The organism is Mycobacterium sp. IS-1590 (assembly GCF_001500025.1).
Lineage (GTDB): Bacteria > Actinomycetota > Actinomycetes > Mycobacteriales > Mycobacteriaceae > Mycobacterium.
The window spans coordinates 330,368-344,420 of the sequence record NZ_LQIW01000045.1 but is presented as its reverse complement, the minus strand read 5'-3'; the positions used below and the strand labels follow the sequence as shown (position 1 = coordinate 344,420).

9 protein-coding genes are annotated in these 14,053 nt (G+C 69.1%); 6 read left to right on the top strand and 3 right to left on the bottom strand.

Annotated features, from left to right (window positions below):
* Together AU197_RS21000 and AU197_RS20995 are read right to left on the bottom strand one after the other, a co-directional pair.
* Window positions 1-230: IniB N-terminal domain-containing protein (locus tag AU197_RS21000; RefSeq protein WP_197415615.1), on the bottom strand; the 230-nt coding region annotated here is incomplete at its 3' end.
* A 247-nt stretch (window positions 231-477) separates the two neighbouring features.
* Window positions 478-993, bottom strand: coding sequence for an Rv0340 family IniB-related protein (locus AU197_RS20995; RefSeq protein WP_064405035.1), 516 nt, complete (start codon window positions 991-993; stop codon window positions 478-480).
* Window positions 994-1,224: 231 nt separating this feature from the next.
* On the opposite strand from AU197_RS20995, the gene AU197_RS20990 reads away from it, so the two are divergent.
* From AU197_RS20990 to AU197_RS20965, 6 genes are all read left to right on the top strand, one after another.
* A complete protein-coding gene (locus tag AU197_RS20990) occupies window positions 1,225-3,003 on the top strand; it encodes an Hsp70 family protein (RefSeq protein WP_064405112.1) in 1,779 nt (592 codons plus the stop codon).
* 4 nt (window positions 3,004-3,007) lie between these two features.
* A complete protein-coding gene (iniR, locus tag AU197_RS20985) occupies window positions 3,008-5,548 on the top strand; it encodes an isoniazid response ATPase/transcriptional regulator IniR (protein ID WP_064405033.1) in 2,541 nt (846 codons plus the stop codon).
* Between the two features lie 120 nt (window positions 5,549-5,668).
* Window positions 5,669-7,369, top strand: a complete 1,701-nt coding sequence (locus AU197_RS20980; RefSeq protein WP_064405032.1) for an Hsp70 family protein — start codon at window positions 5,669-5,671, stop codon at window positions 7,367-7,369.
* Between the two features lie 136 nt (window positions 7,370-7,505).
* Complete coding sequence (locus AU197_RS20975; protein WP_064405029.1) at window positions 7,506-10,577, top strand: heterodisulfide reductase-related iron-sulfur binding cluster; 3,072 nt, start codon at window positions 7,506-7,508, stop codon at window positions 10,575-10,577.
* Between the two features lie 46 nt (window positions 10,578-10,623).
* Complete coding sequence (locus AU197_RS20970) at window positions 10,624-11,898, top strand: pyridoxal phosphate-dependent aminotransferase (RefSeq protein ID WP_064405028.1); 1,275 nt, start codon at window positions 10,624-10,626, stop codon at window positions 11,896-11,898.
* A gap of 95 nt (window positions 11,899-11,993) precedes the next feature.
* Window positions 11,994-13,235: a YibE/F family protein gene (locus tag AU197_RS20965; RefSeq protein ID WP_064405025.1), complete on the top strand. Its 1,242-nt coding sequence runs from the start codon at window positions 11,994-11,996 to the stop codon at window positions 13,233-13,235.
* Here AU197_RS20965 and AU197_RS20960 read toward each other — a convergent pair.
* Complete coding sequence (locus AU197_RS20960; RefSeq protein WP_064405023.1) at window positions 13,232-13,975, bottom strand: maleylpyruvate isomerase family mycothiol-dependent enzyme; 744 nt, start codon at window positions 13,973-13,975, stop codon at window positions 13,232-13,234. The two genes, AU197_RS20965 and AU197_RS20960, sit on opposite strands and share 4 nt — an antisense overlap.
* Window positions 13,976-14,053 lie beyond the last annotated feature (78 nt).

The following is a 14,053-nucleotide window of genomic DNA, read 5'->3' as shown; positions in this document are numbered from 1 at the left end:
GTGAACGCAATCCCGTGCGTCTGGGCCACCGCCTGCTGCAAACCCACCACCGGATTCCCACCACCGTGCACCACCGCGGCGGGTGCCACGGTGGCCGCCACGGCCTGTACCTGGGCAGCGGAGACGTTGCCGAAGCCGGCCTGGTGCAGTTCGCGGTCGGGGTCCGCCACGAACGCAGCGGCAGAAACGGGGTCGCGGAACAGGTTCAGAAACCAGTCGATGAGGTTCATGTCGGATCCTTTCGAAGATGTCGGTCTTGGTCTGGTCGCCGGGCTGTCCGGCGAGCTGAGAACCACGTTATGGCCGTCCCGACGCCCCGGAAACGGGGTCGCGGCCCCTCCCTGTGCGGCAGCGTCCCGGGATCGGTGTAGGGGTGCCATTAGGGGATTAGGGGATAGCTGGGGGTTCCCCTTGTGGAGCCGGAACGAAAAAATGCGCGGCCCGCGAGGGGCCGCGCATCGGGTCGGTCGGGCTTTCTCAGTCGAAGATGTCGAATCCGCCCGAGTCGATGTCGAGCTGCTGCACATCGGCCACCGCGTCGCTGAAGTCGTCGATGGTCGGCACGTCCTCGACGACGTCGGCGATCACCGGCTCGTCCAACGGCAGCGAGACATCGCCGACGCCGGCGACGCTGGGGACATCCGGCTCGGTGAGTGCGGAAACCCCCGGGTCGGAGATCAACGCGGCGGACACGTCGTCGACGACGTCGGCCGGCACGTGGTCGCCGAACGCGTCGAAGGCTGCGGTAGCCGCCCCGCTACTCCAGACGTTGCCCGCGGCTTCGGCGATGCCGCCGTCCAGCGAGGTCGGCACGGTCGTCGGAAGCGCCGACATGGACTCCGACACCACCGGGATCAGGGCGTGAACATCAGCACTGGTCACGTTCGTCAGATTGGCGGCGAGAATGGCTTGATCCGGATCGGCGGCGAAACGCGCGGCGGCGTCGGGATCACGCACCACCGACATGACGAAGTCAAGTAACTCGTTGGCCATGAAACACCCTCCCTCCCTCAAACAGATATAGATGGCTAGAGACGAGGCCTAGCCGAGTGGCCTGCCACGATGCTATCGATGGCAACCGCCGCGGTGATCGGTGCGAATCCCACCTACTCGGCCGGGTCGTTAGGGGATGCCGCGTTAGGGGATTTTCTTCCACTAGGGGCAGCTCCCGTCTCCGACGACATCGAGCCGCTATCGTGATGGACGGCCGAAGCAGAGGTGGAGATGAGCGACTCACTCGGGTTGTCGATCGGTTCGACGAATTTGGTGGCGGCCCGCATCGGCCGTCCCCCGGTCATGCGCCGATCGATACTCACCGTATTCGACGATCGCGCGCCGGAGGTCGGCGTACCGGCCGAGAACCCCAACCTGAACCAACCCGGCATGGTGCTCAGCGGTTTCGTCGAACGTGTCGGCGATCCGGTGCCGTTGGTCGCCGCCGATGGTTCGCCGCATCGCGGAGAGCAGGTGCTGGTCGAGGCGCTCGACGCCATGTCGCGCACGGTCGGCGGCGGTGCCCCGGTCGTGATCGCGGTGCCCGCGCACTGGGGAGCGGCCACGACGGGCGCGCTGCGGGGCGCCCTGCGGGGGGCGCGGGGCCTGGCCCCCGACGGGGTCGCGCCGGCGCTGGTGCCCGATTCGGCGGCCGCGCTCGCCGCCCTGCAGGCCGCGCCGGGGTTGCCGTCGAGCGGTGTCGTGGTGCTGTGCGATTTCGGCGGCAGTGGAACCAGCATCAGCCTGGCCGACGCGTCAGCCGGCTTCGGCCCGATCGGCGAAACGGTCCGCTACACGGATTTCTCCGGCGACCAGATCGATCAGCTTCTGCTCAACCACGTCGTAGCGGGCATCGCGGCGGCCAACGACGCCGACCCGGCGGGCACCGCCGCCGTGAGTTCGCTGGCCCGGCTGCGCAACGAGGCCCGCGCGGCCAAGGAGCAGCTGTCGGCCGATACCGCCGCGGTCGTGCACGCCGACCTGCCCGGCTTCAACTCCGACGTGCGCATCACCCGCACCGAGTTGGAGCAGCTGATCAGCGAGCCGCTCGACGGGGTGCTCAATGCGGTGCAGGAAACGTTGCAGCGCAATCACATTCCGCCGGCGACGGTCTCGGCCGTCGCGACCGTCGGCGGCGGGGCGAACATCCCGCTGGTCACCCAGCAGCTGTCCACCCGGCTGCGCGCGCCGGTCATCACCACGCCGCAGTCCCAACTCAACGTCGCCGCGGGTGCCGCGCTGATCGCCGACGCCGCCGAAGCGGCCACCGGGATGGCTGCTGCCGCCGCCGATGCCCCGACCGGAATGGCGCCGACGAGCATGTCCGCCGCCGCGTGGGCCGCCGGAGCCGCAGGCGTCGCGGCTGCCGAGTCGGCCGCCGACGGCGCGGGCTCGGCGACCTTCCGCGCGCTGGCGTGGTCGCAGGACGACTCACCGGCCGATGAGCCCGTGCCCTATGCCGGTGAGGATTACACGTTCGAAGCCGGCGGAACCGGCGCTCGACCCGCGATGGAGTTCGCTCACGAGGAAGAGCAGTACGAACCCGAGCCCGAGCCACTGCCGTGGTACCGCAGACCGGTGGTGCTGTTCGGCGCGGCGGCCGCGGCCGCGCTGCTGGCCGCCGGTGGACTCGCGGTCACGCTGACGAGCACGACCGGCGACAGCTCCCCCGTCACCGAGACCGCGACAACCTTCGAGTCGGGGCCGTCGCCGGAGACGACGACTTCGGTTGCGCCCCAGACGGTTACCGTCACGGGAACCGATGGGCGTCCGACCACCAGCGTGGTCCCTCCGCCCCCGCCCCCGGAGACGACGACAACCACGGCGCCCACCACCACCACGACAACGCCCACCACCACCACCCCGCCCACGACCACCACGACGCCGCCGACGACCACCACGACGCGTCCCACGACCACGCAGCCGACGACCACCCAGCCGCCGACCACCGACCCGCCCACCACATCGGTCGAACCGGAGCCGGACATCCCCGTTCCGGACGCGCCATAGGCACATGACCGCGTCGGACCCGCGGACCGATATCCCGCCGCCCGCACGCGAGGCGGTCGCAAGGTTGGTGGCCGCACCGACCGAGCCGGTCAAACTGCTTGTGTCCGGCGGGATCGGCACCGGCAAGAGTTCGGTGCTGACCGCCGTTCGATCCGCGCTGCGGGCTGCGGGCCTACCAGTGCTCACCCGCAGCCCGCGCGCCGATGACGATCCACGGGCAGCGGTCGTCATCGACGATGCCCATCTGCTGGACGACCATGAACTCGACCAGCTCGCGCAGCGGGCGTCGGATCTGCCCGCGACCCTCGTCGTCAGCAGTGAGCCCATCGCGCATCGCCCGGCAATGCGCGCCTTGTTCACGGCACTCGAACGCGAGAACCCGACCATCGCCCTGGGGCCACTGACCCCGGCGGAGGTTGCAGGCCTCGCCGCCGAAAAGCTCGGCACCACCGCACCATCCGACATGGTGCGGTCCCTGCTCGTCGCGACTGCGGGCCTGCCGTTCCTGCTGCAGCCGGCGATAGCTGCGATCACCCAACCGCAGGACGAGGCACCGGCCACCGCGATCCTGCCGACGGTGGCGTACACGTTGACCGAACGGCTGCGCCGCATCGACGACCCCACGCTCGACACCCTTCTGATCACCTCGCTGAGCAGAGATCTCGGCCCCGACGACGTCGCCGCGGCGTTACGGATGGACGCCGAGCAGGCTCACGCGGTGGTCGACCGCGCACGCGCTACCGGACTGGTCGAGCCGTCCTACAGCCGGGCCTTCTTGCGCGCGCTGCACCGTTGCGTCGCCCAGATTCTCGGCACCGCACGTCATCACGACACCGAGGTCGCGCTTCTGGTATCGCAACTCGGATCGTCCACGCTCACAGCCGAGTTGGCACTCCAGATGGCCGAGCACGGTCTGCGCGACGATCGGCTCGCCGCCGCGCTGGCCGAAATGGCCGCCCGTAGCCATGGCCAACCCGCGAGGGCGGCAAGGCTTTACCGCGCCGCCGTCGATGCGGGGGCGACCACGCTGAGTCCGCAGCTGGCCGACGCGCTGGCGCTGACCGGTGACTGCGTCACAGCGGGCCGGCTCACCGATCAACTGCTCGGCTCCGACGATGCCGCCGAGAAGGCCGCCGCGGTCCGGATCGCCGCCAGCATCGCCCTGCACGACGGCAGCGCAGCACAGGCCGCGGACTTGTTCCGCTGGCTGGGCCCATATCCGGACGCGTTTGTGAGCGCGGCGGGCGCGGTGGTGACCCTGGCCGCGGGTGACCTGTCGGCCGCTCGGACGGCGATGTCCACCGAGAGCGTCGGCCCACCAACGTCGACGGCCCGCGCCGCGCGCAGCCTCGGCGAGGGGTTGTTGATGTCACTGGATGCCCCGTACCCCGCCGCCGTCTCCCGGTTGGGGCAGTCGATCACCGCCGACCAGCCCGCGGCCGGCGTGGCACCCGACACCCCCGCGGCGCTCGTGACCCTGTCCGCCCTGCACGGTGGCGATCCGGTGCGGGCCCGCAGCGTGATCGCCCGCGCGGTGCGCGCCGGTCTCGAAGAGGGTTCGGAGGCCGCGCTTTTCGTCGCCCGCAGACACCGGCTGCTGCTGGGCTGGGTCCGGATGCAGGACGGGCAACTGTCCGCGGCGACGTCCGATGTGGCGATCGCGTCCGCCGACGCCGTCACCTCCTCGCTCCACCGGCGCGACGCGTTGTGGGCGGCCGCGCTGCAGACGGCGATCGCCCGGCGCAGCGGTGACACCGGGGCGATGCAGAAGCACTGGTACGCGGCGGTGGAGGTGCTGGCCGAGTATTCGATGGACCTCTTCTCCCTATTACCGCTCGGCGAGCTGTGGGTGGCCGCATCCCGGATGCGTCAGATCGACCGGCTGCAGCACACCCTCGACGAGGCCTTCGCGCTGCTCGGCTCTCTCGGCGACCCCGTGTTGTGGTCGACCCCACTGCGCTGGGCCGGCGTGCACGCGGGCATCCTCGCCAACGCCCCGGACGCCGTCGCCCCGCACGGCCAGGCGCTGACCGCCGCAGCTGCGCACAGCCCCTTCGCCAAGACGCTGGCCACCGCGGGCCGCACGTGGCTGCGGGTGCTGGCCAATCACGTCGACATCGACGAGGTCACCACGGCCGCACGCCTGCTCGCGCAAGTGGGCCTCACCTGGGATGCGACCCGGTTGGCGGGTCAGGCCGCCCTGCAGACCCCCGATGGGCGGGTGTCCGGCGCGATGCTGCAGCTCGCGCGCGACCTGAAGCAGACGGTCGCACCCGACGACGCCCCGGGGGCCGACCAGCTCGCGGCGCCCGAGACCGCGCGGACCGGCTCGACACGTCCGGTGGCGTCTCGTCTGTCCGACCGCGAGCGCGAGGTCGCCGAACTGCTGCTCCTGGGCATGCCCTACCGCGACATCGGCGCGCAGTTGTTCATCTCGGCGAAGACCGTCGAACATCACGTCGCCCGGATTCGTCGTCGTCTCGGCGCGGAATCCCGCTCGGAGATGTTGTCGATGCTGCGGGCCATGCTGGCGCCGCAGTCGTGATCCCGCAGTCGTGATCCCCCAGTGCGCCGTCATCCCCTAACCGAGATCCCCTAACCGCCGTGTGCGACGACGGGCCCGGCGCCGGATTCGCACGCCGACGTCGCGCCATAGCGTCATGCCATGTTCAATCACCAGGCACATCCGGACCGGCCGCTGGGTGTTTCGGTCGGCGCGACCTACCTCGCCGCGACTCGTGACGGACACGCCGCGGTGGTCCGCCCCTCCGAACTGACGCTGCAAGGGCAGCGGCTCACCGGGTTCGTCGACCGCGTCGGCGACCCGGTTCCCCTCGTCGCCCCCGACGGCTCCGCCCATCGCCCCGAGCGGCTACTCGCCGAGGCGCTGCGCTCACTCACGCAATCGGCCGAGGACATCACGGTGGCCGTACCCGGGCACTGGCGGCCGTCGATCGCCGATTCCCTGCGCACCGCCCTGGGCAACGTGCCGGTGGTCTCGGACGCCACCGCAGCTCTGGCCGCGCTGAACGCCGACCCGGGGCTGCCCTCTCGTGGCGTCGTCGTGCTCTGCGACTTCGGCGGCAGCGGCACCAGCATCACGGTCGTCGACGCGTCCTCGGGCCACGCGGTCATCGGCGAGACCGTCCGGTTCGCCGACCTTTCCGGCGACCTGGTGGACCAAGCGCTCTTGACACATGTGATGACATCGCTGCCCGCAGGCCCCGATCCGACCGGAACGGCTGTCGTCAATTCGCTGGGGCGGCTGCGCGACGAGTGCCGCGCCGCCAAGGAGCGATTGTCTGCGCACACCGCGACAGCCGTTGCCGTCGATCTGCCCGAGCACCACGCCGATGTCAGGGTCACCCGCGCCGAGCTCGAGCTCATCATCGGGCGCCCGGTCGCGGATTTCCTCGCCATGGTGGACGAGACGCTCGAGCGCTACGGGGTCCAGGCCGCTGCGGTGTCGGCGGTCGCGACTGTCGGCGGCGGCGCACGCATACCCCTGCTCACGCAGAAGCTGTCCGAACACCTGCGGGTACCGGTGGTGACGACCGCCCAGCCGCAACTGGCCGCCGCCGTTGGGGCCGCACTGATCGGCGCGCGCCGGCGTGTCGTCGAACCCGCCACCACGCTCGCGCCCGCCGCGGTCGAGGAAGTCACCGCCCGAGTCGACACACCGTCGAGCACGTTCGCCGCGCTGGCCTGGTCCGAGGACGACCACGAGGATGCGCCCCTGCCGCTCGCCGATTCACGCCCCGATCTTCGCTTCCAGCACGAGCAGTGGCAGGACGAGGCGGCACCGCGACGTTCTCCGCTCGTCCTGTTCAGCCTCGCCGCGGCTGCAGCGGCGATCACGACGGCCCTGTTCGGCTTCATGCAGTTGCGCGGTGACACCGCCACCCCGGTCGAGGCGGCGACCATCTCCACGTCCGACAACGCGCCACCCCCCGCGCCTGCGGCGCCGGCTCCAGCACCCCCGGCGCCGCAGGCCCCTCAACTCACCACTGTCGTCGTACAACCGGCGCAACGGTCGTCCACGCCGAAGCAGCGCACTCCGCGCCCAGCGCCGGCCGCACCGACGGCGCCGGCCGCACCGCCCTGGACACCCCCGCCGACGACCACTGCTCCCCCACCGGCCGAACCCGAGACCCCACCCGCCGAACCCGAAACTCCGCCGGCCGAACCAGAGACCCCGCCGGCCGAACCGCAGAACCCGCCGGCATCCGACCCTCCACCCATCGATCCGGGGCCCGGCAACGGGACTCCGTCACCTGAAGACGGTCCCGTCAACCCGGATTCGAGCAGCGAGCAAACGGGTACCGACACGGTGCCCGACGAGTCCAGCCCGACCGGCGGTGCGTAGTTAGGTCAACCTTCGTAGCGGTGTTTCCTTTGGAGATGCAACTATGACTCCCGGGCTTGAGCAGGCCTGAGTTAAGTTACCCACCGGTAACTTACGATAAGTTACTCTTGGGTAACTTGAGAATGGGAGGCGCGCGGTGGATACGCAGATGCTGATCAGGCTCGTCGTCGGACTAGGGCTGACGGCCCTTGTTCTGGTCTTCGCTGCCAAACGCGTGCTCTGGCTCACGTCGTTGATCCGCTCCGGCGCGCCCACGAGCCCGGAGAACAACCGCAAGGACAACCTCGGCAAGCGCATCACCACGCAGGTTGAAGAGGTCTTCGGGCAAACACGGCTGCTCAAGTGGTCGCTGCCCGGCCTGGCCCATTTCTTCACCATGTGGGGCTTTTTCATCCTGGCGTCGGTCTACCTCGAGGCGTACGGGCTGCTCTTCGACCACGACTTCCACATCCCGATCATCGGCCGCTGGGACGTTCTGGGCTTCCTTCAGGACTTCTTCGCCGTCGCGGTGCTGCTCGGCATCATCACGTTCGCGATCATCCGGGTGAGGCAGGAACCCAAGCAGCACGGGCGCGACTCGCGCTTCTACGGATCGCACACCGGCGGCGCCTGGCTGATCCTGTTCATGATCTTCAACGTCATCTGGACCTATGCGCTGGTGCGCGGCGCCGCGGTCAACACCGATGCCCTGCCGTACGGCAACGGAGCGTTCTTCTCCCAGTTCATGGGCTGGTTGATGAGCCCGCTTGGCTATACCGCGAACTCGTGGATCGAGACCATCGCGCTGCTGGCCCACATCGCGGTGATGTTGGTGTTCCTGCTGATCGTGCTGCACTCCAAGCACCTGCACATCGGCCTGGCGCCGATCAACGTCACGTTCAAGCGGATGCCCGACGGGCTCGGCCCGCTGCTGCCGGTCGAGTACGAGGGCAAGCGCATCGACTTCGAGGATCCGCCGGAGGACGCGGTGCTGGGCCGCGGCAAGATCGAGGACTTCACGTGGAAGGCCTACCTCGACATGACCACGTGCACCGAGTGCGGTCGGTGCCAGTCGCAGTGCCCGGCGTGGAACACCGGTAAGCCGCTGTCGCCCAAGCTCGTGATCATGAACCTGCGCGATCACCTGTTCGCCAAGGCGCCCTACATCCTCGGCGACAAGGAATCGCCGCTGGAGAACACCCCGGAGGGCGGTCTCGGCGAGGAACTGCGCGGCGAGAAGAAATCCGAGGAGCACTCGCACGACCACGTTCCCGAGTCCGGCTTCGAACGGATCCTCGGGTCGGGTCCCGAGCAGGCCACCAGGCCACTGGTGGGCACCGAGGAGCAGGGCGGGGTCATCGACCCCGACGTGCTGTGGTCCTGCACGACGTGCGGCGCCTGCGTCGAGCAGTGCCCCGTCGACATCGAGCACATCGACCACATCGTCGACATGCGCCGCTACCAGGTGATGATGGAGTCCGAGTTCCCCGGCGAGCTCGGCGTGCTGTTCAAGAACCTGGAGACCAAGGGCAACCCGTGGGGCCAGAACGCCAAGGACCGCACCAACTGGATCGACGAGGTCGATTTCGACGTACCGGTGTACGGCAAGGACGTGGAGTCGTTCGACGGCTACGAGTACCTGTTCTGGGTCGGTTGCGCGGGCGCCTACGAGGACCGCGCGAAGAAGACCACCAAGGCCGTGGCCGAACTGCTGGCCGCCGCGGGCGTGAAGTACCTGGTGCTCGGCGAGGGCGAGACGTGCAACGGCGACTCGGCGCGCCGCTCGGGCAACGAGTTCCTGTTCCAGCAGCTGGCCGCGCAGAACGTGGATACGCTCAACGAGTTGTTCGAGGGTGTCGAGCGGGTGGACCGCAAGATCGTCGTCACCTGCCCGCACTGCTTCAACACCCTGGGCCGCGAATATCCGCAGGTCGGCGGTAACTTCACGGTGCTGCACCACACCCAGCTGCTGAACCGGCTGGTGCGCGACAAGAAACTGATTCCCGTCACTCCCGCCGACGGTGGCGCGGACATCACCTACCACGACCCGTGCTACCTGGGACGGCACAACAAGGAGTACTCGGCGCCGCGTGAGCTGATCGGGGCGTCCGGCGCGAAGCTGACCGAAATGCCTCGGCACGCCGATCGGGGCCTGTGCTGCGGCGCCGGTGGCGCGCGGATGTGGATGGAAGAACACATCGGCAAGCGCGTCAACACCGAGCGCACCGAAGAGGCCATGGACACCGCCTCGACCATCGCGACCGGCTGCCCGTTCTGCCGCGTGATGATCACCGACGGTGTCGACGAGGTCTCCGCGGCCCGCGAGGTGGAGAAAGCCGAGGTGCTCGACGTGGCCCAGCTGCTGCTGGGTTCGCTGGACAAGAGCACCATCACGCTTCCGGAGAAGGGCACCGCGGCAAAGGAGGCCGAGGAACGTGCCGCCAAGCTGGCCGCCGAAGCACCCGTGGAGGAAGCCCCCACCGAGGCGGAGGCCGAAGCGGAGGCGCAGGCCGAGCCGCAGCCCAAGGTCGAAGCGGCGACGGCGACCGAAACCAAACCGGTCAAGGGCCTGGGAATCGCGGGCGGCGCCAAGCGTCCCGGCGCCAAGAAGACCGCCGCGCCCGCCGCCGACAAGCCCGCGGGCGACGAAAAGCCCGCTGCCACAGCAGCACCCGCCAAGGGGCTCGGGATCGCAGCAGGCGCGAAGCGGCCCGGAGCCAAGAAGGCCGCACCGGCCGCACAGGCGGCGCCCGCCGAGGCCGAAGCCAAGACGGACGCGGAAGCCAAGCCGGAGCCCGAGGTCAAGGGCCTCGGCATCGCGGCAGGCGCCAAGCGGCCCGGCGCGAAGAAGAAGACGCAGGCCACGTCGCCCAACGAGGGCCAGGCGACTGTCACCCAACCGCCGAACGTGGACCCGGACAAGGCGGAGCCGGGTGCCAAGACCGACACCGCCGACTCGGACCGGGGCCTGGAGCCCAAGCCCGAACCCGAGGTCAAGGGCCTCGGCATCGCACCGGGCGCACGCCGGCCCGGAGCCAAGAAATCGGCGGCGCCGGCACAGCCGCCCGCCGAGCCCAAATCCGCTGCCGCACAACCGGAGCCGAAGGACAACGGCGAATCCGTAGCTGCCCCAGAGCCTTCCGGCGGGGACGACGGAGACAAGCCCGAACCGCCTCCGGTGAAGGGACTGGGTATCGCCAGAGGCGCCCGGCCCCCCGGTAAACGATGAACCGTTGACCGGCGATTTTGGTTAATCGCTGGACAAAAGTGAGAGCATGAATGATGTGACCGCCCACCACGTGCCGATCCATGCCGCCGGACATGGACCGCGGCAGCGCACGTTCACGCAGTCGTCGAAGCTGCAGGACGTCCTGTATGAGATCCGCGGACCGGTGCACGAGCACGCGTCACGGTTGGAGGCCGAGGGGCATCGCATCCTCAAGCTGAACATCGGCAACCCCGCGCCGTTCGGTTTCGAGGCGCCGGACGTGATCATGCGCGACATCATCGCGGCCCTGCCGTATGCCCAGGGCTACTCCGATTCCAAGGGCATCATGCCCGCGCGACGCGCGGTGTTCACCCGCTACGAACTCGTCGACGGGTTCCCGCGATTCGATGTCGAGGACGTCTATCTCGGCAATGGCGCGTCCGAGTTGATCCAGATGACGTTGCAGGCGTTGCTCGACAACGGAGATCAGGTGCTGATTCCGGCGCCCGACTATCCGCTGTGGACGGCGTGCACGTCGTTGGCGGGCGGCACCCCCGTGCACTACCTGTGTGACGAGACACAGGGCTGGATGCCCGACATCGCCGACCTGGAATCCAAGATCACCGAGCGCACCAAGGCGATCGTCGTGATCAATCCGAACAACCCGACCGGCGCGGTGTACACCCGCGAGATCCTCACGCAGATCGCGGATTTGGCGCGCAAGCACGAGCTGCTGCTGTTGTCCGACGAGATCTACGACAAGATCCTCTACGACGACGCCGAGCACATCGCGACGGCATCGGTGGCACCCGATGTGCTGACCCTGACCTTCAACGGCCTGTCGAAGGCGTACCGGGTGGCGGGCTACCGGGCGGGTTGGCTGGTGATCACCGGGCCCAAGGAGAACGCCACCAGCTTCATCGAGGGCATCAGCCTGCTCGCGAACATGCGATTGTGCCCGAATGTTCCTGCACAGCACGCGATCCAGGTCGCGCTCGGCGGGCATCAGAGCATCGAGGAGCTGGTGCTGCCCGGCGGCCGCCTGCTGGAGCAGCGCGATGTGGGTTGGCAGATGTTGAACGAGATCCCCGGGGTGTCCTGCGTGAAGCCCCAGGGGGCGCTGTATGCGTTCCCGAGGCTGGACCCCGAGGTCTACGACATCGTCGACGACGAGCAGCTGGTTCTGGATCTGCTGCTGCAGGAGAAGATTCTGGTCACCCAGGGCACCGGGTTCAATTGGCCGACACCGGATCACCTGCGCATCGTGACGCTGCCGTGGGCCCGCGATCTGGCCAACGCCATCGAGCGGCTGGGCAACTTCCTGGTCAGCTATCGACAGTAGCGGCGCCCCGTCGACGCGAGCGCTCAGGTGCGTACAGATGGAAGGCCGCAAACCGCACGTAAGAAAGCGCTCGCGGCTGCCTCTACCCTGACCGGGTGACGCACTCACACGGACACGCGCATTCGCACTCTCCCGCGGGCCCGGCGCCGCTGGGGCCGATCGCCGCGAAAGTCGTCGTCGGCCTGCTGATCGCAATCGGAGTGGCCGTCTTGGCGGGGGCGGCGTGGCTGTGGCCGAGCCAGCAGAAGACCGAGATACCGCTGCCGTTTCAGAACGCCGAGGGCGGCGCCGTCACCACCGAATCGGGCCTGGTCCGGTCGAGCAGCACCACGACATGCGGCAGCCCGTCGGTCGGTCAGGTGCTCACCGCCGATCCCGCCCCGTCCGCGGGTGGCGGAGCCGAGTGCGTACAGACGCTGATCGGCATCCAATCGGGTCCCAACAAGGGCGCGGCGACCCTGCTCGAATTCAGCGGAGGCCCCGGTCAACCCACCCTCGCCCCCGGTGACGAGGTCAGGATCAGCCGTCAGGTCGATGCGGCCGGCACCACCACCTATTCGTTCTACGACTACGAACGGACGTGGCCGCTCGTCGCGCTCGCCGTGGCGTTCGCCGTGGTGGTGGTCGTCGTCGCCCGGTGGCGGGGGTTTCGCGCACTCATCGGCATCGTGGTCGCGTTCCTGGTGCTCGTGGTGTTCATGCTGCCGGCGCTGCGTGACGGCGCCGCGGCCGTCCCGGTCGCGCTGGTGGCCTCAGCACTGATCCTCTACGCCGTCATCTACCTGGCCCACGGTGTGAGCCTGCGGACCAGCGCCGCCCTGCTCGGAACGCTCACCTCGCTTCTGCTTGCCGCGTTCCTCTCGTGGGGGGCAATCGAATTGGCTCACCTGACGGGTCTTTCGGAAGATCGCAACAACGAGGTCGCGGCCTACCTGGGCAACGTGTCGATCACCGGCCTGCTGCTGGCCGGTTTCATCATCGGGTCGCTCGGTGTGCTCAACGATGTCACGGTCACACAGGCCGCGACGGTGTTCGAATTGGCCGAGCTCGAGGGCAGCTCGCGGCGGACCATCTACCTGGGCGCGATGCGCGTGGGACGTGACCACATCGCGAGCACGGTCTACACGCTTGTGTTGGCGTATGCGGGTAGCGCGTTGCCCTTGCTGCTGTTGTTCAGCGTGGCCAATCGGGCCCTGGGCGACGTGCTCACCAGCGAGAGTGTGGCCATCGAGATCGCCCGCTCGGCGGTCGGCGGCATCGCGCTCGCCTTGTCGGTACCGCTGACCACGGGTATCGCCACGGTGCTGGCGACGCCCGCTCGCCCCCGACGCGGCTAGAAGTCGGTGCGCTCCAGCCACGCGTCCCACACCGCGGTGTCGCCGAACATCTCGACGCCGCTGTCTGCGGCCGTGCGCCGGCGCGTGATCGCCAGGAGCAGGTCGGCGGCGCGGCCGCGCAGAGCGGTGTCGGCCTTGCTGTGGTTGTGCGACCACCAGAGGCCGTCATCGTCGTGGACGATGGTCCACTCCCCGGTCGGCCCCAGCCCGTCGTCGGTGGCGTGCATGTGGATGCTTCTGCCGTGATCCAGCGCGGATTGCGATCCGGGGCCGACCATCAATTCGACCCATTCGCTGATCGCGTCGGCGGCCAGCTCGGGCGGCGGGTTGAAGTCGGCCCCGATGGCGAGCGCCGCATCGGCGTGGTGAACGACGACCTCGTGTAGCCGGCGGCGGATCCACCAACCCGCGGGGCGCGGGCCGCGGAAGGTCCACACCCTGGTGGCCGCCCCCGCCCGCTCGACCGCATCGACCACCAGTTGCGCGCCCTGGTTGAGCCAGTCGATCGCCCCGTCGGTGTCGTCGGGTGGTCTGCCGTCGCGCACCTCACGCGGATCCAGCGCCGACATCCGGCGTTCGGCGATGATCTGTGCCGCCCACCGGTTTCCGCGACCGACGTGGCGGAACAGGTGTTTGAGCGTCCAGTCGGGACAGGTCGGCACCGGCGTCGAGGGGTCGGCACTGCGGATCAGTTCCCCGAATTCGCGGGTCTGGTCGAGCAGCGCGGCTCGGAAATCCACGCCCCCGAACGTACTCAAAGTCGGCGCCGAATAAGGGCGATCTCGCGCCGCGTGTTCGGCTTCGAGGGATCGGACCGG

Bases quoted from the DNA above. Each gene is read 5' to 3' on its own strand.
- AU197_RS20995 (WP_064405035.1), bottom strand. From the start codon at position 993: ATGGCCAACGAGTTACTTGACTTCGTCATGTCGGTGGTGCGTGATCCC.
- AU197_RS20990 (WP_064405112.1), top strand. From the start codon at position 1,225: ATGAGCGACTCACTCGGGTTGTCGATCGGTTCGACGAATTTGGTGGCG.
- iniR (WP_064405033.1), top strand. From the start codon at position 3,008: ATGACCGCGTCGGACCCGCGGACCGATATCCCGCCGCCCGCACGCGAG.
- AU197_RS20980 (WP_064405032.1), top strand. From the start codon at position 5,669: ATGTTCAATCACCAGGCACATCCGGACCGGCCGCTGGGTGTTTCGGTC.
- AU197_RS20970 (WP_064405028.1), top strand. From the start codon at position 10,624: ATGAATGATGTGACCGCCCACCACGTGCCGATCCATGCCGCCGGACAT.